Genomic DNA, 25,011 nt, shown 5'->3' with positions numbered 1-25,011 from the left:
GATTCTCATAGGTTTGTATAAAAATTAATTTATGGATGGCGGGCGCCTGATTTTAATGCACAATTTCCTTAATTTAGGGCATGAAGCTATCGTTCCCCATCCTAGAAGGATACACCTACCTTAATACGGCCAATTCGGGCATTTTATCAACTAGCTTAGCTGAATGGCGGTCCCACCATGATGAAGGGTTTATGGCTGGTGGGAGTATTTTCAAAATGGAAAGTATGGCCCTTATTACTGACCTCAGAAATAACATCGCAAAAAATTTTGGATCAAAGCCTAAAAACACCTTTCTCGCTCAGAATTTTTCAATAGGCTTCAATATTTTACTGAATGGATTGGATAGGAATCATCGTTTTTTACTTTTAGAAGAAGAATATCCTTCGGTAAGTTATCCCATAATGAGTATGGGTTTTGATTATCATAGTTTACCAATTGATGAAAAACTAGAAGAAAACATCATCAATGCCATTGAAAAATTTAAACCGACCATACTGGCATTTAGTATGGTACAATACATTAGTGGCTTCAGAATGGATGATGATTTTATCCAGAATTTAAAAACAACTTACCCTAACCTATTATTGGTTGGCGATGGCACTCAGTTTTTAGGCACCACTGGCTTTAATTTTGAAAAATCGGGCTTGGATGCATTGATTGGCAGTGGATATAAATGGCTTTTAGCCGGATATGGAAATGGTTATGTAATGTTATCCGATCAGATGAAAGATGAAATTTATGCAAAGAACAAATTGGCAAACCTGCCTACCGCACCATTCTTAAAAGATAAAGATCATTTATCCATGTGTTTTGAACCCGGGCACCTGGACACGTTAAACTTTGGCACCTTAAACGAAAGTTTAGATTATCTAAGCAAAATCGGATTCGATTATATTGAACAAACTACGCAATTGCTCAGTAACCAAGCAAGGTTAGCCTTAAATGCGAGGGGATTAGTTCCCGATTGGATGCTCAAGAGAAAGTATCAATCTACAATTATGAGTATGCCGCTGGATCAAAAGACAGTAGATAAACTGGTTGCGGCTAAAATTATCTGCTCACCCAGAGGCGCTGGCACCAGGATTTCTTTCCATTTTTACAATACAGAGGAAAATTTGAGCCAGCTGCTTGAAGTTTTAGATGGGAAGAATTAACCTACCCTCCAAATGGCATCTACAAAGTAATGTTTATGATCAAAAAAACTTTGAAGCGGCTTAAAACCAGTTTTTGTTGCCAATTGATTAATATCTTCTAAAGAATATTTTTGCGAGATTTCCATATATATGTATTCATTTTCGGCAAAATGAATCACGTTACGGCCGATGTTTACGATCTGATTTTGTAAACTAATAAGGTAACTTTTGCAGGCTCCTGATGCCGGATCATAACTGGCATAATGTTCAAACTGATCAATGTTAAAATCACCGTCAAGTTCTTTATTAATGCGGCGAAGCAGATTAAGGTTGAAAGACCTGGTAATTCCCCCTTTATCATTATAGGCATTTAAAATCTGTTGCGGATTTTTTTTAAGATCAAAGCCAATAATCAGTAAATCATTTGGAGAAAGCAGTTGCTTTAGCGAGTGGCAAAAATTCTCTGCATCAATAACAGTCATATTACCAATATTTGCCCCCATAAACAACACTACCTTCCGGCGGCGGGATATTTCAGTAGCCTTTTTCAGCATATCAAAATAATCACCATTTAAACCGGCAATGTCCAAGGAAGGAAGTTTTTCAGGCAGATTTTCCTCCAGATCAGCAATAACATGTTCAGAAATATCAATGGGGAAATAGCTAAATTCCATTTGAGCATCTAACAGGGACTTTAGCAGATGTATAGACTTGGTGGCATCGCCGGCACCTAACTCGATCAGATCGAAGGCCGTCCCATCTGCAGATATGGCCTGGGAAAGTTGAGCAGACTGATTTTGGAGAATCTCCATTTCTGCATTGGTCAGATAATATTCATCCATATTCATAATCTGCTGAAATATGCGGTCCCCATCAGCATCATAAAAATACTTGGAAAGCATGAATTTAGGTTCAGATTGTAGCCCTGCTAAGGTTTCCTGAAGAAACTGCGTTTTGTTGTCAGTTGGTATTTCAATGGTATTGATGCTCATAATAATTTTATTTTACCAGGCGTATGCCCGTATATTGCCACCTTAAATGCGGATGAAAAAAATTTCGATAAGTAATACGTGAATGATTTTGCGGTGTAGCGATGGAAGCCCCTCTAAGTACTTTTTGATTGACCATAAACTTGCCATTATATTCGCCGATGGCCCCTGGGGCTTTACTAAAACCTGGATAAGGGAGATAAGCACTTTCGGTCCACTCCCACCTTTCGCCCCAGTTGAAATTTTTAGCCGCTACTTCCCATTCAAATTCGGTAGGCAAACGCATGCCTTTCCAACTGGCATAAGCATATGCTTCATAAAAGCTGATATGGCTTACCGGCGCCTTCGGATCAATTGGCAAAAGTCCACCTAGCGTATAATTAAACCGCTCCCCATCTATTAAATGCCAGTACATGGGTGAATTGACTTGATTGTTTTTCACCCAGTCCCATCCCTCGGAATGCCAATAGTTAAAATCTTCATACCCACCAGCATGTACAAATTCCAAAAAATCGGCATTGCTTACCAATGCTTTACTGATGGCAAAACCCTGCAGATAAACCTTGTGTCTGTTCAATTCATTGTCGAAGCTAAAACCTGTTCCTTGATAACCTATTTCGTAAATTCCAGCTGGGATATCAATCCAGCCTGATTCATTTTCTATGGCTAAAACTTCTTTTTTATCTTTAACATAAACCGGAAATAGCAGATTATTACCTAATATATATTTGATATCCGTTAACAACAATTCCTGATGCTGCTGCTCATGATTAAAGCCTAAGACCAACAATTCCTTAACTTCATCATTTAGCGTGGTACTTAAAAAACTTACCATAGCTTCATCTACATAAGCCCGGTATTGATAAATTTCATTCACGCTTGGGCGACTTAAATTGCCCCGATCAGTACGTATTACCCGATTGCCTACGGTTTCGTAATAACTATTGAACACAAAATTATAATCATCGTTATATAGCTGATAATTAACCGAAAACGGCTTTAATATGAAAGTTTCGAAGAACCAGGTAGTATGACCTAAATGCCATTTTGGTGGACTCACATCTACAACTGGCTGCACTACATAATCTTCAGTTTGTAAGGGCTCACAAACCTTTTCGGAATATTTCCTAATCTGCAAGTATTCTTCTACAAGTGTCATTAATTTTTATCTAAGTAGTTTGCAAGGTCTGTAATCGTATTAACATTCAGTTCTGTCGATTGTTTTCGACGCATCATTAAAGCATAAGAATTATTAAAACCAATAGGCTTAAGCCATTTAATTTTAAATCTTTTTTCAAATTCTGCACTTACATAATGGTAAGTTTTCTCTTTGTCGTGAGTCATTTGCTTTGCAATTTTTGGATCAGGCTGCAACAAAACCAAAAGCCCTGTACCTGTATACTCAGGATAAAAGTCGATTTGGTTGTTCATCAGTGCGTCAAAACAGATTTTCGTTCCGCCCAGTCCGGTTTTGGTGGCTACATTGTAATCGGTATAGCCTTTAATTAGCATGCTGTATATTTCAGCAAGAATATACTGTTCACCAAAAATCTTAGATCCAATCCTAACAACGCCCTTATGTCCATTTTTGGGCGCTTTATACAAGCCCTTGCTGATCAGGAAATCCTTAGCTACACGCTCAGGTTGTTGATGCTGATAATCTGTTCTGTAGTTCAGTTCGGTCATAATCGAATCAGTAATTTTACCAGCGAGTAGATTTAAAGTTTGTTCCAGTTCGGGAAATTGTTTTAACGCTTCATCGCGAACGATGGGTGCAGCATAATAAGGAGGAAAAATGTTCTTGTTATCCTTTAAGATTTTCAGATCGAAAGCTTTTAAACGTCCATCAGTAGAATAACCGCTGATGACATCTAATTCTTTCGCGTAAGCAGCTTTGTACATCACGGCATCGCTGATCACAATAGTATGAATCTTTAGGCCGTAAGTTGATTTCAATCCCAGATCTCCATCCTGCCTACCCATAAATTCTGGGGTAAATCCAGCGGTTAAAATAGAGCCATAAGCTGAGGGCAAAGCATAAAACCCGCCTAAAACCAAAATTACGACAGGAAAAATGTATAAGGCTTTTCTTAATTTTTTAACGTTCATTTTTTGAACAAGCGAAAGCAAGGCATCGAGTATAATTGCCAATAAGGCGGCCGGAACGGCTCCAGCTAAAATCATATTGGTATTATTGAGTGATATACCACCAAAAATAAATTCGCCCAGGCCTCCAGCGGCAATAAATGACGCCAACGTGGCTACACCTACATTAATTACGGTGGCAGTGCGTATACCTGCTAAAATAACGGGCATGGCGAGTGGCAGCTCCACCTTTAATAAAATCTGGCTTTTACTCATTCCCATAGCCCTGGCACTCTCCTTAACATGTAAATCGATACCAACAATGCCTGTATATGTATTTCTGATAATCGGTAGCAAAGCATAAATTAGTAGGGCCACAATCGCTGGTTTGGCACCGATGCCCAAAACAGGAATCATAAAACCCAATAGCGCAATACTTGGGATTGTTTGTAAGACCCCGGCAATACTTAAAACCATTCCTGAAAGTTTCCGCTTCCTGGCAATGAGTATGCCTAAAGGTAAACCGATGGTAATAGCAAGAATTAAAGAAATAAAAGTTAAACCTAAATGTTGGAAGGTTTGAGTGAGCAATTTATCAGACTGCCCAGACATAAATTGCCATAAGGTCTGCTGTTGCTCATTCATGTTGTTGTGTATTTTGATATCGGTTGAATGCTTTGGTTAACTGCTCGAAATTGACAGACTTGATGGTTTTGTTGGCTCCTGATATAAAAAGTTCAGACCTCTCACTATCCCTTAATAATTCCATAGCTTCCCAGATGCTTAAATTGGCCGCTACACTTTCTACGTCATCAATCGTTTCTTCAGGTAAGTAATCCCAAATATCCTGAATACTAACAACTTTAAATTCTAGCACCAATCTTTGTCCGGCAAGAAAACCCTTCACGATATCATTTATAGGCTGGTACAATAACTCTTTGGGGGTGCCGATCTGAATCACCTCACCCTTATCCATCAAACAAATCCGGTCTGCCAGTTCAAAAGCTTCCTGCACATCATGTGTTACCATTACAATGGCTTTCCTTTTCAACTCCTCTAAAGCTTTAAATTCTTTTTGGATACTGGTCCGCGTAACGTTATCCAGGGCTCCAAATGGCTCGTCCATTAGCAAAACAGGTGGATCGGTAATCAACGCGCGGGCCAGGCCAACACGTTGCTGTTGTCCACCACTCAACTCATGCGGGTACATGGCCAAAATACTGTCCGGAAGATGAAGTTTTTTAATCAGTTCCTGCGTACGACTTTGAGTTTTTAACTTATCCCATTTCAGTAGTTTGGGTAGAATTGCAATATTTTCGGCTATGTTATAATGCGGAAAAAGTCCGATATTCTGCATCACATAACCGATTCCTTTACGCAACGTATCGGGATCCTCATCAGTGATATTTTTTTCATTAATCAGGATCTGTCCTGAATCAGGCTCAATTAAACGGTTGATCATTTTTAGCGTGGTGGTTTTACCACAGCCACTGGTACCCAGCAATACCAATGTTTCTGCCCTGAGTATACTAAAAGAGACTTGCTTTACCGCCTGGGTATCTCCAAATTTCTTGCTTATCTCTTTCAATTCGATCATATTATTTATCGAGTTTCATGAAAAGGTTATTCAGCGATTCAGTATAGGTTGGATGTGCAAAAACGCAGTACCTGATTCTATCGTAAGTAATATCTCCTTCCATAGCCATTTGTAAGACAGACATGATCTCCCCGCCCTCTGAAGCCAAAATGGCTGCCCCTAAAATCTTTTTTGTATCCGGATCGACAATCGCTTTCATAAGCCCTAAAGTTTCATTGGTCTCTATCCCGCGAGCCACCTGCGACATTGGAATCACGGCTACTTCATAATTTAATTTCTTCTCTTTCGCTTCTTTTTCCGAAATGCCAATCCTGCCCAGTTGAGGGTCGGTAAACATGCAATACGGTAAAGGCCGATCTTGAATAGAATAATTTTTTTCTTCTATCAAATTACGGTAAACAATGGTATAATCATTATAAGCGATATGCGTAAAGGCAGGCCCACCTTTTACATCCCCCAATGCGTAAATGCCCTCAATATTGGTTTCCAATTTTTCATTCACCACCACATGACCTTTATCATCCATTTTAACGCCACAATTTTCGAGTCCTAAATCAACAGTTTGCGGCATTCGCCCTGCAGCAATAAGTACATGACTGGCTGTAATGTTCTTTTTGGTTTTACCACAATGGAGTGAAATATGTATCTGTTTTTGTTCTTTACTGATTTTATCAACCTTTACGTCGGTAATGACTTCAATTTTTTCATCGCTTAAGATTTCGGTTAGCGCTGATGAAATATCTTCGTCTTCTTTAGCCAATATACTAGTTGACTTCTCCAAAATGGTGACTTTACTACCAAAGCGGCTAAACATTTGCCCAAACTCTAGCCCAATGTAGTTACCACCAATTACCACTAAATGTTTTGGAACCGCTTCCAAATCCAAAATTGTTGTTGAGGTAAGATAGTCAATTTGATCCAATCCATCTATATTTGGTATGACGGTTTTTGCACCGGTATTAATAAAAATCCAATCTGCGGTCACTTTTTCTTCTCCACCTTCACTCAGGGCAATGGTTAATTCTTTTTCAGCACTGAACTTTGCCGTTCCGAAAATAAGCTTAAGACCTTTGGTTTCGTCGATTCCTTTTTCTGACGAAGACCTGAATTGTGCTACAATTTCGTCTTTACGTTGAACAATCTTCTTAAAATCAATTTTGACAGCTTCGATTTCGACGCCTAATGCGGAAGCTTTTTTAGCCTGATATACAGCCTTTGCAGAAGCAATCATGGCTTTGGTGGGTGTACAACCATCATTGATGCAGGTACCACCAACCATTCTTTTCTCTACAAGCAGTGTTTTTTTACCAGCTTCAGCAAGCTTTTTAGCTAATGGCACGCCGGCCTGCCCAGCTCCAATAACTATCGCGTCGTAATGTTTCATCAATGGGTTTTGTTTTGTTGTACTAGTAACCTGAATTAGTAGGTCAATGTTTGAGCAGTAGTGATTTATTCTTGCGTTGGACAATCTCAGTTAAATTAAAAAAGTTACAAACTATATTCGAAAATTCGCGTTACATGATTATAAACAATTGAATTGAGAACATAAATCCCTAACTCATGCAAACGCAAACAACAGAAAATACGAACCTTACCGTTTTTATACAGGATGATATTACTATTGAAGATCAAAGAGAAATTTTATTGAATGGCTTATTGGAAGATTTGAATAGCCAGACAGAATCTTTTAATTAAAAAGAATAGATAGGCAATCCTTTAAAATATTGTAAACTAGCGTTATCATTAAGATTTGTTCTTGCCTCAAGATGACTGGCTTATTTAGAAAAGAATGTTTAATTCAATACAAAAGAAAAGGGCAAACAAATGAATGCTTACCCTTTTCAAATCTAAATTAACGCTCTCGCGACAAAAGTAAAAATTCTTTTCAAACCTGTATGTAACAAATTTAGTCAGAAAAGCTAAAATTATTGCACGATTTGTTGTGCCCGCCTTAGGTTATCTGTGGTTTGCAAAATCTTCTCTTTTAGTTTTGGATTATAATCGGGATGGGATTTTAAGAAATCCTGTACCACTGCATTTGCCTCTTCATTATTATAAGTTGAAAAGGTGGCGGCTAGCCAGGATTGCGGAAAAAATATATCGCCTGTTTTCTGTATTTCCGTCAGTAAATCCAAACTTTCTTTCAGGTACCGGACAGATGTTTTTTGCCTAAGTGGATGATGCAAATAAGATAGTGCAGTTGTTACCCAGGCTTCTTTCTGCCTGTTTTTTCTGTCTTTTAAGCTATTAAAGAAAAGATCTCTTTCTTTAACAGCTAAAGATAGTGCAGGCATTAAATAAACCAATCGATTTTTACGGTCCTCATTTTTGGTACGTGCTAACTGTTCTTTTAAAATGGTGTTTGCTGTGTCTGTTTTAAGGGCCAGCGTTAAAGCAAGGGCACTATAATCATCTTCCAACAACTTAATGCCATCTGGTGCAGTCTGCTTCAGCCAGAAATCGTACATCCTTCTTCCCGCTTCGGCACTTAGATACACATTTTGATAAGCATTGAACAAAATTTTCTTATTGTTTTGAGTCTGCTGCCGCTCAATTGCATTCCATATGCTTTTTTCCATACTTTCGTGCATAACATTCCGTACGTCATCTTTAAGAAAAGTCCAGTAAATATTAGTGAGGTATCCTGTAATCAGCCTAAGGTTCATCTCATTTTTCTCGACCGCCAACCCCTGCAGAAATATAGCTAAAAGTTCTTTTGGTTTACTGTCTTTTCCAGAAAGCATGTTTTCATAGGCGTTGATATAAGCAGACGCCCGCTCTAAAGGATCGCTGATATGATAAAGATTTGCCATCATCTCTTTCTCAATTGGGAAAAGACCATATCCTGCGCCATTTGCGTTAAATAAAATATATTGTGGCTTAGGCAGGCCTTTTGCTTCTATTAAATCTGTTTTCGCAGTTTTAGCATTAACTACAAGTAACTTACTATAGCTTGGATAAACCAACTTAACCGTAAAAGATTGTGGCCATATCCGAGCCTGCCCCTGCTCACTGTTTTGGTTTAAACTGAAATGACTTATTTTATCCTGGTCATATATAATATGATAACTAAACGCTGGTCTGCCAGGTTCATTTACCCAAACTTTGTTCCAACTGAACAGATCACTTTTACTGTATTTGCTTAAAATGGCAATCAGATCATTCCAGGTAGCATTGCCGTAACTGTATTTTTTTAAATATTCTCTTATTCCCTTCTGAAAATCGTCTCTACCCATTAATAATTCCAGCTGGCGCATCATAATGGGCGCTTTATGGTAAATGATATTTCCATACATTGATCCAGCTTCCTGTAGGTTATCCAATTGCTGACGAATTGGATTAGCACCCAAAGTTCTGTCTACGCCATAAGCTGCCGGATAGTGATCTTGTAAAAACTTTAGATCAAAAGTGCTTTTACCCATTAGTTTTTCGGTCACCTTATCGGCCATAAAATTGGCAAAAACCTCTTTCATCCAAACATCATTAAACCATTTCATGGTAACCAGATCGCCAAACCACATATGGGCTGTTTCATGCGAAATAAGATTAGAACGCGAAATAAACTGATCTTTAGTTGCGCCTTGATCTAAAAACAACGATGATGCTTTATATTGTACCTCACCGGGATGCTCCATTCCACCAAACTGAAAATCAGGAATGCTCACAAAGCCAATTTTCTGAAAGGGATATTTAATTGCTGTCCAGTCTTCCAAAAAATCGATGGCATCACGGTGTGCTACAAAAACAGAATCAACACTAAACTTAATCTTTGCTGAATCGGTTTCACGATGCAGAAATTCCATGTTATTATTTTCCATTTTCCGATTGATAAAAGTGTATTTACCAGCCGTAAAAGAAAATAAATAGGTTGGCAATTTGTCTGACGGGTTAAAATGATAAGTAATTGCTTTTTCCTGAACCAGTGAGTCTTTTTTTGATGCATTAGCCATTACTTTCCAATCCTTTGGAACGGTTAATGAAAGTAAAAAATTAGCCTTCAAATCAGGCTGATCAAAACACGGAAATACAGTTCTGGCATGATCAGGTACGAAAAGGGCATATAAAAAATTTTCGTTTCTATTTAATGATTCGTTTCCAGCGAAGAATTCAGTTTCGATATGGTTATTCCCGATCCTTAAATATTCCTGCTTAACCAGGATATGTTCTGACCTAAAATTAATCGGTATGTTTTTTCCATTAACCGATATCCGTTTTATATGATCTGAACTTTGCTTAAAGTCAACCTGCAGATGAATTAACTTATTTAATTTAAAATCAACTCTTTCTGTCGATTCAATTGAAGCGTTTGGTTCAGCAGGTATGATAAAGTGAAGCTTGTATTTAATATTACTTATCGCAGCACCTCTGGCGTTTGCCAGCGCCAGAGACACGCCAGGTTCTACAGCTACTGTTGTTGGATGCTGCTGCGCAAAACAGGTTGCAATTAATAATGGTAACAAGCAAAAATATTTAAGTTTTATATTCATTTTATCAAATTTATTCTCCGTTTATCATCTGTACAATGGTACCATAACTCATCCAAACCATGGTTAATACCACGGCCAGGCCTGTCAAAGTTAACCATAATGGTTGCTTGTAATTTGCAATAATTTTGGTTTTGTAAGCTGCAATTAGCATAATACCCAATGCAATAGGTAAAATAAAACCATTTATGGCTCCTACGGTAAGCAATGTTTTAACCGGTTTGCCTATCAACAGAAAAATGACGCAGGAAATGGATATAAAAACGATAATGATCTCTCTGTTAAACTTTAATATCAGCGGATGAAAACTTTTGATGAAAGAAATTGAAGTATATGCTGAACCTACTACAGACGAAATTCCTGCAGCCCAGATCACCACTCCAAAAATCTTATACCCTATTTCGCCACTGGCCAGTTTGAAAACTGAAGCGGCGGGATTGGCCGGATCTAGGCTAAAACCTTTGCTTACTACACCTAATGCGGCAATAAACAGCAATAATCGCATAATAGATGCGATTCCGATAGCACTCAATGCACCTTTATTTACGGCATCTAAATTTTCTAAGCCGGTTTGTCTGGCATCAAGTAAACGGTGAGCGCCTGAAAAAGTGATGTAGCCACCAACGGTTCCACCAACGATGGTTAATACTGCAGCAAAACTAAACTGTGTTGGGTTTACAGCTCTTAATGCAGCCTCTGCCAATGGCGGTGAGCTGGTATAAGCGATAATTAAAGCAAGTACAATTTTAATCAGCCCCATGGTTTTGGCAAAAACGTCCATGGCTTTACCAGCTTCCTTATAAATAAAAATTCCTATAGCCAAAATAGCACTGATTACAGCACCCTGCCCTACACTGATGCCAAATAATACATTTAGTCCTAAGCCGGCGCCAGCAATATTGCCGATATTAAATGCCAAACCACCCAAAAAAACCAGAAAAGATATAAAATAGCCTAAACCGGGGAAAACCTTATTGGCAATATCTTGCGCCGGTTTGTCAGCAACGGCAATAATCCGCCAGATGTTTAATTGTGCAATGGCATCTAACAGGATGGATAACAAAATGACAAAAGCAAAACTTGCGCCAAGTTGCTGGGTAAAAACAGCAGTTTGTGTTAAAAAGCCAGGCCCTATGGCTGAAGATGCCATTAAAAAAGCTGCCCCTAAAAGTACACTCCAATTGTATTTTGGCTTCATATTGCTGGTGCTTTAATCATGATACCTTCTTTTTCTAACTTTTCGGATATCAATTTAGCAAACTCAACCGCATGTTTACCATCGCCATGCAAACAAACAGTTTCTGCCTTAACTGCAATATGATTTCCATTTACACTTTTTACTTTCTGTTTTAAAGCAAATCCCAATACCTGATTAACAGCATCTTCGTCATTAGTGATCAAAGCATAGTCTGAGGAGCGCGGGGTAAGTAAACCATCGTCCTGATAGCTCCGATCTGCAAAAACTTCCGATGCGGTTACAATACTCAGTTTTTCAGCTTCTTCTATCATCTTACTTCCTGCCAAGGCATACAAAATTAAACCAGGATCAAAATCGAAAACAGCCTGCGCTATCGCTTTTGCCAAAGCAGCATCCTTTGCAGCCATGTTATATAATGCGCCATGTGCCTTAACATGATGCAATCTGCTTCCGGCAGCTTTTACAAAACCGCCCAGGGCACCAATTTGGTACAGCGTAAGCTGATAGGCATCATTCGGGCTAATTTTCATTTCTCTACGACCGAAACCTTGCAAATCGGGCAAACCAGGATGCGCACCAATAGATAGCCCCTTTTTTATGGCTAAATTTACAGTTTGCTGCATCACAGCCGGATCGCCCGCATGAAAGCCGCAGGCTATATTTACCGATGAAATATAATCCATCAGTTTTTCATCATTTGGCATGGCATAATTTCCAAATGCTTCTCCCATATCGCAATTCAGATCGATCACTTTCATTTTTAAGTATATTTAACGTTTATTGCCTTGGTAATCAATGATAAATCATACTCACGTTCAAGGTAAAGTTCTTCTGCTTCTACTCTCGAAATCTCTGAAAACTGAATACCATCTCCTGGTTTAAGCTGGGCACATAAAGGCAAATCAACCGCCGCGACATGAGCGATACGTGGGTACCCGCCTGTTGTCTGGCAGTCGGCCATGAGTATAACCAAATGGCCATTCCCAGTTACCTGGATCGTTCCTGGACTAACGGCAGTACTAAGCAATTCTTCTTTGACTTTCTTTACCAATGGTTTTCCGGTCAATTGATAACCCATACGGTTACTCCTTAAATCGATTGCATAGGTATTGGTCAAAAACGAAAGAATGGATGTAGCATCGAACCAACAGATTTCATTGGCCAGCACAACCCTAATTTTTTTCCTGTTCTCTGGCAATAAACTGTTGCGAGAAATGCTCCAATTTGGATAGGTCAACGATCTTTTGGTCAATTGATTTAAAATTTTATATGATATTTCGCTAAGCTTGGAACCGCTCACCAGTATATCAGTTTTTTGCAGGGCTCTGCCTTTATAGCCTCCAAAAGCCGCGGTAAGGTAAGTACTTTTGCTTTCCATCACATCAGGCACATCCCATCCACCGGCAATGGCCAAATAAGTACGCACCCCAAGTGGATTATTGATCAATTTGATCACCGAGCCTGCTGCAACAAACAATGGCTTTTCTGCAGGCATTAATTCATTATTATAAACTAAAAATGCGCCATCACCGGCATAAGCTATCAAAATTGACGTTTCAGCTTTAAATGAAGCGTCAGCATAGGTAAATTCAATGGTGGCACAATGATCATCATTACCAACGGCTTTGTTAGCTAAACGATGGGCCAGTTCATCCATGGCACCTGCAACGGGTACAGCTTGCGAAAGATATTGGTACCTTCCCATATCCTGAACAGTACTCAACAAACCGGGCTTGATGATGCTGATTTTCATATTCCTATTTCAGCATAAGCATTAAACTCGGCCTGATCAATGGCTTTGAAGCTGACCCGATCTCCACCCCCCAAAAGCGATGGCTGTTTACGGTTTACATCAAACATCTTTAGCGGCGTTCTGCCAATAATCTGCCAGCCACCAGGTGTCTCCATAGGGTAAATACCAGTTTGATTACCTGCGATACCTACAGATCCGGCAGGGATTTTAGCAGCAGGCATCTGTTTCCTTGGCGTTGATAATCTATCATCCATCCCTCCCATATAAGCAAAGCCCGGGACAAATCCGATCATAAAGATGGTATAATGTCCAGCCGTATGTATATCAACCACCTCGCTTTGAGTAAGATTATTGGCGTTGGCTACGGTCAAAATATCCTTCCCAAAATCGCCTCCATAACATACCGGAATAACCAGCTGATTGGCTATCGCCTCTGATTTTTCAATTTTTATCTCTGCAATTTTGTTTAAATGTGCCGATACCTTTTCGAAACAAGCTTCGCCCGGAAGATCAGATAACTTAACTGTTAACGGATCATAAACAACAGTTAAGGTAGTATAAGCAGGAACTGTAGTGATTAAGCCAGAAAAAGGGTTATCTAAAAGCAACTGATTAAAGTTGGTAATCAGATCCAATAAACCACTATCAACTGCCGATCCAAATGTTATAGTAACCGATTTCTCACTCAACCCATAAATTTTTAAAGGAATGTTTGCCCGAAGATATCTTTCCTCCTTAATCATACAAAACGGAAAGACTTATTCATAAATCATCTTCATTATACCGGCATCATAACTAAATTACCGCTATAAAAATGGCTATATATTATTAAAATCACAAAAATTTTGGAAGTTGACTCGTTAAATTTATTTATAGGTTAGAAATTAAACAGCTACAGGTTGATATCAGACCATTTTTTAGTTGGTTCAAGGCCTTTTATCAGCTGCTGTAGTTCATGCTGTTCTTCAGCTTCTAAATCAATCAGGCCATTGAACATTTCGAAAATCTCATCATGGAGGTTGGCACGCATTAACAGGTCAATCAGGCGTACAATCGTTTTCTTTTGATCAATATTTAAGCTGCCAAACAATTTGGGTTCTATTTCATATAAACCTTTAAGTAAATTAACCAATGCAGGTTTGCTTAAGTCCCTCGCTCTCTCATCGGCATAAACCGGAAATACCCCATCCTGCTCATAACTTTGAATTAAGTTACTGGCATATTCTTTTAAAAATGGCTTGCGTTTACTTTTGAGATATTCTGTTAATGCTTTAATCAAAAACCTGTATTCGTCAGAAGATTTAGCTGCGCCAAATATCGCAACCTGTCCTTCATTTTCGAAACTCTTAAAATCGAAATCACGAAAAAAATCACTGTCGATATACACACTGTGGAAATAATCGTCGCTCTTTTTATTTAAGGTGGTGTAGTCTTTATAAATTTCTTCGCCACCAGCTAAAAAATAATATTTGGATAATTCTTTGTGCAAGTTTTCTTTCCAGTGAACATACTTGATCTTAAAAGTAACAGCTGTATCAGGATAAACAAGTTTAAACTCTTCCATGCTTTTAATATTGCTGTTAAAATCCAATGCTTCGCCATTCACAATAATGGAGTATTTCTTGTGCTTATTCAATTCTATAAACCAACAGAATTCGTTGATTAAAAAAGGAAGAACAATCTTTTCTAGATCTTGCTGGCTGATTTTCAGATTGCTAAAAGTAACGGTTGTACCTGTTTCACCTGTTTGGCTAACAGTTGAAGAAAAATCGGAACTATAACTGTTTAAACCGGCCGTGTTAATGCGGATTTCGCCATCATAAAAACCTTGTTCGGATTGATAAGTGGTATGCCAAACGGCATCGTGCGCAAAAGTAAAAAAGGTAAGCCTACCTACCCCATTACGGCCATGCATTTTGGAAGTATGTTTTGGCGCTATAATCTGAATGGCTTTTTCAGATTCGAAAAAAGGATCGAATTTTTGTTGTAAGCGTTCGAAATTAATTCCATAACCGTTATCAGCTATCGCCAAATGAGTTAAAAGACCTAAAGGATTGGCCTCATAATCTAAACAGATGGTATTTGCGTTGGCATCAAAACCGTTCCAAATATATTCCGCAATTGCCTGCCTTTCATTATAGTTTTTAAGTACTCTTTGTATTCCCTTCGAAGTGATATTAACTTTTACCGACATATTTACTAATATAATTAGCAAATATATTATAAAATTCGATCATTTAAGGATCGCTGAATGCAAAATCTACAAGTCATTCACAATTACATTTCAGCTTTCCGCTACAGATAATGCTCAAACAATTAAAAACCAAGCAAGATCAATTTAGGTTCAACCAAAAAGATCGCTGCTCAAATACCGATCTCCCCGATCGCAGGCGATAAAAACAACGGTACCTTTATCTAATTCGCTGGCAAGCTTCAAAGCAGCTGCACAAGCACCACCCGAACTCATACCAGCAAATAAGCCTTCTTCTTTAGCCATTCTTCTGGCCATCAAAGTTGCTTCTTCCTGTGCAATATCCACCACACGATCTACCCTTTTGGGATCAAAAATTTTAGGCAGATATTCTTCAGGCCAACGCCTGATTCCTGGAATGGATGAACCTTCTGTAGGTTGACAGCCTACAATCTGAATATCAGCATTTTTTTCCTTAAAAAATCTCGAACAGCCCATAATCGTCCCAGTTGTTCCCATAGAACTAACAAAATGTGTAATCTGCCCATCAGTATCTTTCCATATTTCTGGTCCGGTTGTTTTATAGTGGGCCAGGTAATTATCCTGATTGGCAAATTGATTTAACAGATAATATCCTTTTGAAATACCTTTCTCTTCAGCATAATCCCTACAAGCTTCTATACTTTCCAACAAGGTAACTTTTGCGCCAAAGGCTTCCATAGTCACTTTCCGTTCTCTCGTAGAATTGGCCGGCATCACCAATTCAATATCTAAATGATACAAACTTGCAATCATGGCTAACGCAATTCCGGTATTACCACTTGTAGCCTCCACCAATTTAGTGTCTGGAGTAACCTCGCCACGTTCAATTGCACTTCTGATCATATTAAGCGAAGCCCGGTCTTTAACACTGCCACCTGGATTGTTGCCTTCTAATTTAGCAAATACTCGAACGGCGGGGTTTACATTCAGCTTTTGGAGTTCGGCCATTGGCGTGTTTCCGATCAGATCGATTATTCCTGCCATATTTAATATAATTAATGGGTTTCTTTATGATTTCTTATGGTAATGATAGGCGAATGGTAAGCAGTAGAAAATGCAGGGATACTTTCAGTAAGCCATACGTTCCCTCCAATAATACTATCATGCCCAATGATGGTTTCGCCGCCTAAAATGGTTGCACCGGAATAGATCACCACCCGATCTTCCACTGTAGGATGACGTTTACTGCCCGCCAACGTTTTTTTAACACTTAATGCACCAAGTGTTACGCCTTGATAAAGTTTAACATAACGACCTATGATGCTGGTTTCTCCAATAACAATCCCTGTTCCATGGTCAATATAAAAATATTCGCCTATACTGGCTGCCGGATGAATATCGATTCCCGTTTTAGAATGCGCATATTCAGTCAGTATCCTGGGAACGAGCGGAATACCAAAATTGTAAAGCGTATGAGCAATTCTGTAAAAACAAATGGCATAAAAACCCGGATAGGTCCTAATTATCTCAAACCTGCTCTGTGCTGCAGGATCACCCTGATAAATAGCCTCTATATCGGTGTTTAAGATGCGATAGAGTTTTGGTAAGCTTTCGAAAAACTGATTTGCTGCATTTTGGCATGCACTATTTTTTAGCTGGCAACTTGCTGATATGATATCATAAAGCTCAAGTTCCAAAGCTGTAACATATTTCTTTAGTTCTGTAATGTTCGAAAACACTTTTGCAGAATTTTCTGAAAAAAGTACCTGAATAAGCTTTTCTGCCCAAAGGGATATGACTTCATTGGGCGGAATGTTTTGTTGTTCAAGAGGATTCTTGAGAATTTGTTCAAAAAAATGGTCTTCCATAACTGCTGGCCGATCTGCTCATCGACTAAATATATAGATTTAATGGCTAAATGTAAGTTTTGTTTTTTTAAACTGAAACTACAAGCCGGATTTTATGGACAAAAATGGCGGGGAAATAACAAATTAGTTGGCAGTTTTTAGTCTGGAGTCCCGAGTATTTATCGGTTAATGCTTTGGGAAAGTTCGTTCGATCTTGTTGTTATTTATGCTAACAATTTAACTTGAGATTAATCCAGGTAAAGACCCTGAAACAAGTTCAGGGTGACGAATAAAAAAAACGTACTGTTGAAATAAGAACCTTTACTATTGGACTGAATCTTCCCTAAAGACACATAGCGAAGATTTCTATAGAATAGAAACCTCCGCTATGGCCTAAATGAAAATACTTTGAGATGATTATTGCTTCTGTTCTGATAAGAAAGAAACTAAAGAAGCCAACTCTTCATAAGATAATGAATTGGCCAAACCCTCCGGCATCATCGAAGTTTCCATTTCTTTTCTCGAAAGAATATCGCCGGTTTTAATGGTAAAAACTTCTCCTGCAATATTACGAAGTACCACTTTAGCTGCAGTTTCTTCCGTAATAAAACCCATATAGGTACGGTCACCTTTAGCGGTGATCATTACCGAAGCAAATCCCTGAGAAATTGAAGCATTGGGTTTTAATATCGATTCTGCAATCTGCTCACGGTTCATAATCGAACCAATCTGTCCCATAAACGGACCTTTCATTTTTTCGCTTTTGCTTAAACTATGACAGGCTATACAACCCTGACTATTGAAAATATTTTTTCCTTTTAGCGGATCGCCCTGTAATTTATTGATGGCCAACAATACATCTTCAATAGATGATTTACCCACCTGGCCTTTTTTATTTTTGATCTTATTCAGATCAATTTTTGGTTCTTCAACTGCTGCGACTTTTTCTTCCACGTTAAATTCAGGGATATCCATCCTTTGCCGCTCATTTAAGTCAACATAAAATTGTTTACCTTTCGCACCAGCTTTAGTGGCTTCTTCTTTCAGAAATTTCTCGATGATAGGAGAACCTTCCCACGAAACAGCTTTAAAATAAGGACCATGAGAATCAGGACGAGTGCCCCACCACCAGCTTGCATCATAAGCAATTTCCTTTTTATACAAACGGCCCAAGGTAAACAATATCTGCTGTTTTAACTTTTCATCTGTTGCTTGCTTATAATTTTCAATCAATCCGTTAACCGCTTTTTCGGTATGTATATAACGTAAAGCCCAAAGTGCAAGCGTAGAATTTTCCGTTTTAACTGCGCCAAGCAAAGCATCTTCAGCCTGAAGATCAACTAAGGCCCTAACCGCTAAATGAGGTAAGATAATGGCCGAGTTTGGTGTTGCATGAGGTCCTTCAATACCTTTTGCAGGGGCTGTAAATGAAGCTGGTACTTTGGTTTGTAAAAGCACATTAGCAACTTCTGGTCTTCCTAAACGGTTTAAGCCAATGATCGAAGCTGCCTGAACGCGAAGATCAGCATCCTTTAAGCCCTCTAAAAATGGTTCAACCGGTACTCTATTTATATAAGTTTTACGGTCAGCGAGTGCCTTCAAGGCAAACTCCTTTATTGCTTTATCTTTTGTAAATTCAATCAACGTTGCAATGCCATTTTCTTTCGTTAATTGTGCATAAGTGTACATACCTGCTATACGCACATCAAGTGCTAAACCCTGATCGGAGGCTACTTTTAAAGCTGTTGAAATAGCCTGTTTATTGTTCCGCGAAATCAATTCCTGCGAAGCTGCTAACCTACCTACCGCACTATTTGATTTGAGGAGCTCGGTTAGTTTTTTAATGGAAGCTTTTTTAACATCTGGAAAAGCTTTATAGGTCCAGTTATTAGGCACTGCCCGAACAACGTAGCCTTTATTTGGGCTGCCGGAATAACCTGCGCCATCCCAGGCTGAAAGGTATAACCTTCCTGATCCATCCACGTCAAGATCTGTAATTTGAGGTAGTTTAATAAATTCTTCGTCTTTCTGCGTAAAGGTTGGTCCATCAGCATTAACTCTGTGGATATAGAGCATGCTTCTGCCCCAATCGGCCATCATGGGTACACGGTTATATTGTGCTGGCCAGTTGGGTTCATCCATAAACAATGCTCCAGTTCCTGATCCACCACCTAAATCAGCAAGTGCCGGAATAATTTCTTCGGTAAAATTCTGGAATAAAACCGGATAACCGTATTCGCCAGATTGTATATGATGGGAGAATCGTACATTCCAACCTCCGCCATCATTGGTATTTTCCCTGGTAAAAACGTTCATGTAAGGATCAATAGCCACATCGTAAACATTACGGGTTCCGTGTGTATAGACTTCCATTTCTGTTCCATCCGGGCGAACGCGCAAAATTCCTCCGCCCAGCATGGTTAGCTTTTTACCTGAGCGGTCTACCGCATCATGGAATCCAAAGTCCCCCACAGAGATATAAATCCATCCGTCGATGCCCATCCTGATCCCATTGGTGGCATGATCGGTACCGCGTTCGCGGATATACTTGGCATTGCTGATATGCTCAATAAGCGGCTTTTCGGGGCCATCGGCCTTTCCATCGCCATCTTTATCTTCGAAAACAACCAAGTTCATGCCTGTAGCCTGTTTTGTTTCTTTCGAAAAAGTAGTATGCAATACATAAACCTGGCTGCCTTGAACAATAATGCCACGCGGATTATCTACTTCCGCAAAATCTACGTGTTCATCCATTTTGCCATCATTATCCTTATCAATCAATTTAAGGATATGGCCTTTACCGAGATCTTTCCCTAAAGACCCGATCATATCAACACCTACATACACTTCGCCTGTTGGTGCTACAGCTAAACAGGCCGGGCTTGGTGTAACATCGGGTCCGGCGAAATTTGAAATAGTTAATTCAGGGGGCGATATGTGCTGTAGCTGTGGTTCGCTAAAAAAGTTTCTTAATCCAAAAAAAACTAATGTAAAAGAAATTAAGCTTAGAGAAAATTTAATCATTTGTGTGTTATTAATTCTGGTTAGTTTGTGCGTGGTAAACTTACACAAAATATAAATTCCTTATTGCCACAATTTTGTGCTGTTTCGTGATATTCAGCTATTGATCTGGTTAAAATGTAGGCAGTTTTAATCATATTGAAAATGAAATTGATCTTTTCTATGATTACAAAATCATAGAGTGGCTAAAATTTCAATATTACTCCACATAGAAAGCTGAATATCTCATTAGAAAGCGTATTTTGCATGATAAGCATCACAATCAGGTAAATTATTTCAAAAACTATTGATTTTTGACAAAATTTTATTATATTTACTTAATTCAACATTCATAAAATCAGTTCGTTATGAAAAATATTCTTTATTTCTTCCTGACCACTCTGATCTCCTCTGTTGCGTTGTTAATAACAAAGGATTCTTTTGAACCTGAATTGGTGTATAGCACAATTGTTTTGATATGGATCCTATATATCTGGTTCCATGTTTACGCTGCTGATAAGAGGAATTACAGTAAGTAAGTCGTGATTAGTTAGACTTTGAAGCCCGCCCTAAACAGTTGGGACAGATGGACTGTGCGTTCAAATTTTACGATCCATTTGGCGGTTGGTAGTTTTCAATTAACAGTTCAGCTTACAGAGCCAGTTTTTATTATATTTGGTTAGATAGAGAATAAGCATAAATTTGATTCTGTTCTTTTTGTCTTATGAAATGTAGTGCATTCAGGTTTGTTTTTTTGAATGAATAAATAACTAGCCCATTACCCGACTCCCGGTAACGTAAACTTAACATACAGTACATATCATCAAGTAGCAGATCTTTATATCTTTATCGATATGTACTGGTACGAAGAAGAAGTCAAACTATTGGAAAGAGCACATCGCTTAGACCGGGAACATCCTGGCGTTATTTTTTATGGTAGCTCATCTATTCGGCTATGGAACAGCCTTGAAGATGATTTCGATTACATGAAAGTAACGAACTTAGGCTTTGGAGGCTCTACCTTAGCGGCATGCGTATGGTTTTTTGAACGGATAATGACAGATTACAGGCCAAAGGCTCTTGTGGTATATGCAGGTGATAACGATCTTGGCGATGGACGAAATCCGGAGGAAATATTTATTTTTTTCCAGCAGCTAATGTTTAAAGTTAACCAACGGTTCGGCCTGTTGCCCTGCTATTTTATCTCTTTAAAACCCAGTATAACCCGCTGGCAAATGGCCGATCAGTTTAGGTATACCAATAACCTTATTGAAAGCGAAATTATTAAACTCAATAGCAATTGGAAATTTATTGACGTTTATAAGAAAATGCTGAACAAAGATGGACAGCCAAACCCGGCACTTTACGATCATGACGGGCTTCACCTTAGCGAAGAAGGTTATCGATTATGGGCCAGTACAGTTAAAGAAAAAATAGGTTAATTATCACGCTTAATTAATATTCCGATAACATAGATGCATTAATTTTCCGCAAAGGAATTAACGCAATGAAAAGGGAATATCACAAATGGTTCAGCCAAAATCTTCAGCGAGATATGGAGCTTCTTGTTTTCGGCCATGCAGGCAGGGCGGTTATTTTCTTCCCTACTCGTATGGCCAGGTTTTACGATTACGAAAACTGGGGAATTATTGCTTCATTGAGTGAACAGATTGGAAACGGTGAAATTCAGATTTTCTGTGTGGATAGTATAGATGGAGAAAGCTTTTATAACGATGAAGTGTTTCCATCAGTACGGATAGAAAGGCATTTACAATACGAAAAATACCTTCTAGAAGAAGTATTAGCACTTATTTACCAAAAAAATCATGGCAATTATATTGAGACTGCAGGCTGTAGCATGGGTGCTTACCATGCGATAAACCTGGCCATGAAATATCCGTGGTTGTTCAAAAAAGCAGTTGGCATTAGCGGCCGATACGACCTGACCAATAACATCGCCGATTTTAGAGATCTCTTGAACGGATTTCATAACGACGAAGTTTATTTTAATATGCCTGCTCAATACATGGCTAACTTAAACGATGATGAATTATTATCGGCTGTTAGAAATATGGAAATTATTCTTGCAGTAGGTGAAACTGACCCTTTTTTGAGCGAAAACCAACACTTAAGCAATTTGCTATGGGAAAAAGGGATTCCCAACCAGTTTCATACCTGGGAAAGCAATGCACACAGGCCGCATTATTGGCGAAAAATGGTGCCCATGTATCTTTAATTAGTTATAAGCTTTCCTTACTATTTTACTGCCAGGCTAAAATATTGCTTAATATGAATGGTATCTACAGGTATTTTAGACTTTTCGGCTGCTAAAACAATATGCGCGTCCAATAGCCAATTTTCTGCCGAACTATTGGCATTTGCTACCTTGATCCCCTTAACCGTACCTGCAATAGGCGTTACCTTGATATAGTCGCATGAAGGACAAGAAAACAGATATTTCACCTTTCCGGCCTTTATATCAGCATCCGTGATCAGAAACTTATCCTCATCCTGCATTGGTGCCTGCATGTAGATGCGTGTTGTACTTAAGCTATTATGCTTCGTAACTGAAAAAATCCGGTATTGCCCAGTTTTAATTGTGCCCTGCTCATCTGGCATTGCTGAATAATTAACATATTCAAACCTGCAGTTTCCTTCTGTACAAGGAGTCAGATCTTGCGCATTAATGGAAAAATCCATGGGATTATCAGTTTTCTTTTTGCAAGCAACTACAGTGGCTAACCCAATCAAAAAGATCGCGGTAACTATAAAAGCATTTCTCATGATTTAATTTTATATGAATACGTTAGAAATTTAGCATACGCTACAATCGAACATTATTTTTTTAATAAATCAAAAAAATAGCTAACTCAAAGCTTTCCCGCAAGTAGACTATGAGAGACGATTATTCTTAATCCGATCTAATCGCTATCGGATGGAACCACATAGTGGTCATCATCACCCGAAATAAAAATACTCATGGATAATCTTAATAAAGCGCTTTAAGATTTCCAATCAAGTTGGAAATGATGACATTGCTGATTGATTCTATCAATAAAGCATAACTGCGAATTGTGGATGTAAAACCTCGTCTTAACATTAATTGAACAAGAAAATACTAAGTTTGCAGATAAACAGATTAACTTTTATCGCATGAAACAAGGATTATTAATCGATATGGACGGTGTAATTTACAGTGGAGAGGCACTCATTACCGGAGCAGACAAATTCATTAAAAAACTGATTGACGAAGACATCCCGTTTGCGTTTATGACAAACAATAGTCAAAGAACCCCATTGGAGGTGGTACGTAAATTAAAAGGATTGGGAATAAAGGTTGAAGAAAGCCATGTATACACCAGTGCAATGGCTACTGGAAAATTTCTTTCCGATCAAAATCCCAACGGTACCGCCTATGTATTGGGAGAAGGTGGTTTATTAAGCAGTTTACACAATCATGGTATTACTTTGGTCAATACCGATCCGGAATTTGTGGTATTGGGCGAAGGCAGGAATTTTACACTTGAAATGGTTCAGCGTGCAGTGGATATGATTTTGGCAGGCGCTAAATTCATTACTACTAACCGAGATCCATCACCAAAGAAACCGGGATGGAATAACCTTGGGATTGCAGCCACCACAGCCATGATTGAAGAAGCAACCGGCAGAAAAGCTTTTGTTACAGGTAAACCAAGTCCGGTAATGATGCGCTCGGCCCGGAAATTTTTAGGCTTGGAAACCAGTGAAACCACTGTTATTGGCGACACGATGGAAACAGATATACAGGGTGGCGTACAGATGGGCTATAAAACCATTTTGGTACTCTCGGGAATTTCAAGCAAAGATACTTTGGGGCATTATGCCTTTAAACCTGATATGATCGCAAGCTCTGTTGATGAAATTACATTTCCACTAACCTGGTGGGAGAATAAGTAATTGGGAGTTCATAGTCCTGGGTCTAAAGTCTTTATTCTAGAGTTCTAAAGTAGACCGACTATCTGCTAATGCTAAAACTTTGGCCAGGATCAGGATGTGCAGGCTTAAAAAGGCTTAAGCGATGGTCTGTTGAAAATACAAAAGGCATTCCATTAAACTTAGCCACTTCATCATCGCGATCAAACCAATTTAATTTTATTGAATCATTTGTAAGCTGCCTATGCACTGGTGTAGCTGGCATTTTTTTATGGATAAATTTATTTGAATTGGTTAAAAGCCCAATTGCTGGTATAACCATCAATAGCGCTACGCAAGAAATCAGTCTCATATCATCGTGCTTAACTCGTATTATTATTTGGTTCGCTGCTCCAAACAAATATGCACAGACGTTATTAGCAAGATAATTAGCCAGCATTATTAAATTGTTAAAGTTATGATGCAGATTTAAATCAATATTAAGTACACCGACCTGAAGATCAAACCATTTGGAGTTTTTTTTTTGCAGTGGCACGAAACACGGCAACAAAATGTTGACTGCATTTAAGGATTTATATCTAAATAACATCCCAGCTCGGTTAGCCCAGTGATTCTTCTCAATCAACTCGGTGGTTTAATGACATACATTATTATATATAAGTGGTTCGTGTCGCCACGAACCACAGCGACACGCCATGGCTACAAAATATTGATTTCATTTAAGGATTTGTATCTAAACGACATCCCAGCCTGGTTAGCTCGGTGATTCTTCTCAATCAACTCGGTGGTTTAATGACGCACATTATTATAAGTGATTGGTGGCGACAAGAACCACAGTGG

Annotated in this window: 21 protein-coding genes; 5 read left to right on the top strand and 16 right to left on the bottom strand. The window is 38.7% G+C overall.

Annotated features, from left to right (window positions below; genetic code table 11):
* Positions 1–80 precede the first annotated feature (80 nt).
* Positions 81–1,154, top strand: a complete 1,074-nt coding sequence (locus tag PGN18_RS03935) for an aminotransferase class V-fold PLP-dependent enzyme (protein ID WP_335318055.1) — start codon at positions 81–83, stop codon at positions 1,152–1,154.
* On the opposite strand, the gene PGN18_RS03930 is transcribed toward PGN18_RS03935, so the two are convergent.
* The 5 genes from PGN18_RS03930 to PGN18_RS03910 are packed head-to-tail and all read right to left on the bottom strand — an operon-like array spanning position 1,151 to position 7,188.
* Positions 1,151–2,125 carry an L-histidine N(alpha)-methyltransferase gene (locus PGN18_RS03930; RefSeq protein ID WP_335318054.1) on the bottom strand — a complete coding sequence of 325 codons (975 nt, stop codon included), beginning with the start codon at positions 2,123–2,125 and terminating at the stop codon, positions 1,151–1,153. The two genes, PGN18_RS03935 and PGN18_RS03930, sit on opposite strands and share 4 nt — an antisense overlap.
* A 7-nt stretch (positions 2,126–2,132) precedes the next feature.
* Complete coding sequence (egtB, locus tag PGN18_RS03925) at positions 2,133–3,281, bottom strand: ergothioneine biosynthesis protein EgtB (protein ID WP_335318053.1); 1,149 nt, start codon at positions 3,279–3,281, stop codon at positions 2,133–2,135.
* Positions 3,281–4,852, bottom strand: a complete 1,572-nt coding sequence (locus tag PGN18_RS03920) for an ABC transporter permease/substrate-binding protein (RefSeq protein WP_335318052.1) — start codon at positions 4,850–4,852, stop codon at positions 3,281–3,283. Before PGN18_RS03920 ends, egtB begins: the two co-directional genes overlap by 1 nt.
* On the bottom strand, positions 4,845–5,804 hold the full coding sequence (locus PGN18_RS03915; RefSeq protein ID WP_335318051.1) for an ABC transporter ATP-binding protein: 960 nt from the start codon (positions 5,802–5,804) through the stop codon (positions 4,845–4,847). Before PGN18_RS03915 ends, PGN18_RS03920 begins: the two co-directional genes overlap by 8 nt.
* 1 nt (position 5,805) lies before the next feature.
* Complete coding sequence (locus tag PGN18_RS03910) at positions 5,806–7,188, bottom strand: mercuric reductase (protein ID WP_335318050.1); 1,383 nt, start codon at positions 7,186–7,188, stop codon at positions 5,806–5,808.
* Between the two features lie 176 nt (positions 7,189–7,364).
* Between PGN18_RS03910 and PGN18_RS03905 the strand changes: the two genes are divergently transcribed.
* Positions 7,365–7,499, top strand: a complete 135-nt coding sequence (locus PGN18_RS03905; RefSeq protein ID WP_335318049.1) for a hypothetical protein — start codon at positions 7,365–7,367, stop codon at positions 7,497–7,499.
* A gap of 230 nt (positions 7,500–7,729) precedes the next feature.
* Here PGN18_RS03905 and PGN18_RS03900 read toward each other — a convergent pair whose 3' ends face one another.
* The 9 genes from PGN18_RS03900 to PGN18_RS03860 all read right to left on the bottom strand — a co-directional run bounded on the left by PGN18_RS03900 (position 7,730) and on the right by PGN18_RS03860 (position 20,283).
* On the bottom strand, positions 7,730–10,291 hold the full coding sequence (locus PGN18_RS03900; protein WP_335318048.1) for a M1 family aminopeptidase: 2,562 nt from the start codon (positions 10,289–10,291) through the stop codon (positions 7,730–7,732).
* A 10-nt stretch (positions 10,292–10,301) separates the two neighbouring features.
* Positions 10,302–11,486 (bottom strand): NRAMP family divalent metal transporter, encoded by a 1,185-nt coding sequence (locus PGN18_RS03895; protein WP_335318047.1) that lies wholly within the window; start codon positions 11,484–11,486, stop codon positions 10,302–10,304.
* Positions 11,483–12,244, bottom strand: coding sequence for a 5-oxoprolinase subunit PxpA (locus tag PGN18_RS03890; RefSeq protein WP_335318046.1), 762 nt, complete (start codon positions 12,242–12,244; stop codon positions 11,483–11,485). Before PGN18_RS03890 ends, PGN18_RS03895 begins: the two co-directional genes overlap by 4 nt.
* A gap of 2 nt (positions 12,245–12,246) precedes the next feature.
* Complete coding sequence (locus PGN18_RS03885) at positions 12,247–13,239, bottom strand: biotin-dependent carboxyltransferase family protein (protein ID WP_335318045.1); 993 nt, start codon at positions 13,237–13,239, stop codon at positions 12,247–12,249.
* Positions 13,236–13,982, bottom strand: a complete 747-nt coding sequence (gene pxpB, locus PGN18_RS03880) for a 5-oxoprolinase subunit PxpB (RefSeq protein WP_335318044.1) — start codon at positions 13,980–13,982, stop codon at positions 13,236–13,238. Before pxpB ends, PGN18_RS03885 begins: the two co-directional genes overlap by 4 nt.
* A 149-nt stretch (positions 13,983–14,131) precedes the next feature.
* The gene (locus tag PGN18_RS03875; protein WP_335318043.1) at positions 14,132–15,433 is read right to left on the bottom strand and encodes an ATP-binding protein; all 1,302 of its coding nucleotides are present in this window, start codon (positions 15,431–15,433) and stop codon (positions 14,132–14,134) included.
* Between the two features lie 150 nt (positions 15,434–15,583).
* Positions 15,584–16,456 (bottom strand): cysteine synthase CysM, encoded by an 873-nt coding sequence (gene cysM, locus PGN18_RS03870; protein WP_335318042.1) that lies wholly within the window; start codon positions 16,454–16,456, stop codon positions 15,584–15,586.
* 11 nt (positions 16,457–16,467) lie between these two features.
* Complete coding sequence (epsC, locus tag PGN18_RS03865) at positions 16,468–17,280, bottom strand: serine O-acetyltransferase EpsC (RefSeq protein WP_335318041.1); 813 nt, start codon at positions 17,278–17,280, stop codon at positions 16,468–16,470.
* A gap of 396 nt (positions 17,281–17,676) precedes the next feature.
* Positions 17,677–20,283 (bottom strand): DUF7133 domain-containing protein, encoded by a 2,607-nt coding sequence (locus tag PGN18_RS03860; protein WP_335318040.1) that lies wholly within the window; start codon positions 20,281–20,283, stop codon positions 17,677–17,679.
* Between the two features lie 830 nt (positions 20,284–21,113).
* On the opposite strand from PGN18_RS03860, the gene PGN18_RS03855 reads away from it, so the two are divergent.
* The gene (locus tag PGN18_RS03855) at positions 21,114–21,701 is read left to right on the top strand and encodes an SGNH/GDSL hydrolase family protein (RefSeq protein WP_335318039.1); all 588 of its coding nucleotides are present in this window, start codon (positions 21,114–21,116) and stop codon (positions 21,699–21,701) included.
* 65 nt (positions 21,702–21,766) lie between these two features.
* Positions 21,767–22,495 carry an esterase family protein gene (locus PGN18_RS03850; RefSeq protein ID WP_335318038.1) on the top strand — a complete coding sequence of 243 codons (729 nt, stop codon included), beginning with the start codon at positions 21,767–21,769 and terminating at the stop codon, positions 22,493–22,495.
* 20 nt (positions 22,496–22,515) lie between these two features.
* On the opposite strand, the gene PGN18_RS03845 is transcribed toward PGN18_RS03850, so the two are convergent.
* A complete protein-coding gene (locus PGN18_RS03845) occupies positions 22,516–23,043 on the bottom strand; it encodes a hypothetical protein (RefSeq protein WP_335318037.1) in 528 nt (175 codons plus the stop codon).
* 369 nt (positions 23,044–23,412) lie between these two features.
* Here PGN18_RS03845 and PGN18_RS03840 point away from each other — a divergent pair, with 369 nt between their 5' ends.
* Positions 23,413–24,195 (top strand): HAD-IIA family hydrolase, encoded by a 783-nt coding sequence (locus PGN18_RS03840; RefSeq protein ID WP_335318036.1) that lies wholly within the window; start codon positions 23,413–23,415, stop codon positions 24,193–24,195.
* Between the two features lie 58 nt (positions 24,196–24,253).
* Here PGN18_RS03840 and PGN18_RS03835 read toward each other — a convergent pair whose 3' ends face one another.
* On the bottom strand, positions 24,254–24,796 hold the full coding sequence (locus PGN18_RS03835) for a hypothetical protein (RefSeq protein ID WP_335318035.1): 543 nt from the start codon (positions 24,794–24,796) through the stop codon (positions 24,254–24,256).
* Positions 24,797–25,011: the final 215 nt, after the last annotated feature.

Origin of the sequence: Pedobacter terrae (assembly GCF_036946585.1) — a bacterium.
Lineage (GTDB): Bacteria > Bacteroidota > Bacteroidia > Sphingobacteriales > Sphingobacteriaceae > Pedobacter > Pedobacter terrae_C.
The sequence above is the reverse complement of the archived record's forward strand: the minus strand, read 5'-3'. Positions and strand labels throughout refer to the sequence as shown.

Coding starts and splice junctions, on each gene's coding strand:
- PGN18_RS03935 (WP_335318055.1), top strand. CDS start 81: ATGAAGCTATCGTTCCCCATCCTAGAAGGATACACCTACCTTAATACG.
- PGN18_RS03930 (WP_335318054.1), bottom strand. CDS start 2,125: ATGAGCATCAATACCATTGAAATACCAACTGACAACAAAACGCAGTTT.
- egtB (WP_335318053.1), bottom strand. CDS start 3,281: ATGACACTTGTAGAAGAATACTTGCAGATTAGGAAATATTCCGAAAAG.
- PGN18_RS03920 (WP_335318052.1), bottom strand. CDS start 4,852: ATGAATGAGCAACAGCAGACCTTATGGCAATTTATGTCTGGGCAGTCT.
- PGN18_RS03915 (WP_335318051.1), bottom strand. CDS start 5,804: ATGATCGAATTGAAAGAGATAAGCAAGAAATTTGGAGATACCCAGGCG.
- PGN18_RS03910 (WP_335318050.1), bottom strand. CDS start 7,188: ATGAAACATTACGACGCGATAGTTATTGGAGCTGGGCAGGCCGGCGTG.
- PGN18_RS03905 (WP_335318049.1), top strand. CDS start 7,365: ATGCAAACGCAAACAACAGAAAATACGAACCTTACCGTTTTTATACAG.
- PGN18_RS03900 (WP_335318048.1), bottom strand. CDS start 10,291: ATGAATATAAAACTTAAATATTTTTGCTTGTTACCATTATTAATTGCA.
- PGN18_RS03895 (WP_335318047.1), bottom strand. CDS start 11,486: ATGAAGCCAAAATACAATTGGAGTGTACTTTTAGGGGCAGCTTTTTTA.
- PGN18_RS03890 (WP_335318046.1), bottom strand. CDS start 12,244: ATGAAAGTGATCGATCTGAATTGCGATATGGGAGAAGCATTTGGAAAT.
- PGN18_RS03885 (WP_335318045.1), bottom strand. CDS start 13,239: ATGAAAATCAGCATCATCAAGCCCGGTTTGTTGAGTACTGTTCAGGAT.
- pxpB (WP_335318044.1), bottom strand. CDS start 13,982: ATGATTAAGGAGGAAAGATATCTTCGGGCAAACATTCCTTTAAAAATT.
- PGN18_RS03875 (WP_335318043.1), bottom strand. CDS start 15,433: ATGTCGGTAAAAGTTAATATCACTTCGAAGGGAATACAAAGAGTACTT.
- cysM (WP_335318042.1), bottom strand. CDS start 16,456: ATGGCAGGAATAATCGATCTGATCGGAAACACGCCAATGGCCGAACTC.
- epsC (WP_335318041.1), bottom strand. CDS start 17,280: ATGGAAGACCATTTTTTTGAACAAATTCTCAAGAATCCTCTTGAACAA.
- PGN18_RS03860 (WP_335318040.1), bottom strand. CDS start 20,283: ATGATTAAATTTTCTCTAAGCTTAATTTCTTTTACATTAGTTTTTTTT.
- PGN18_RS03855 (WP_335318039.1), top strand. CDS start 21,114: ATGTACTGGTACGAAGAAGAAGTCAAACTATTGGAAAGAGCACATCGC.
- PGN18_RS03850 (WP_335318038.1), top strand. CDS start 21,767: ATGAAAAGGGAATATCACAAATGGTTCAGCCAAAATCTTCAGCGAGAT.
- PGN18_RS03845 (WP_335318037.1), bottom strand. CDS start 23,043: ATGAGAAATGCTTTTATAGTTACCGCGATCTTTTTGATTGGGTTAGCC.
- PGN18_RS03840 (WP_335318036.1), top strand. CDS start 23,413: ATGAAACAAGGATTATTAATCGATATGGACGGTGTAATTTACAGTGGA.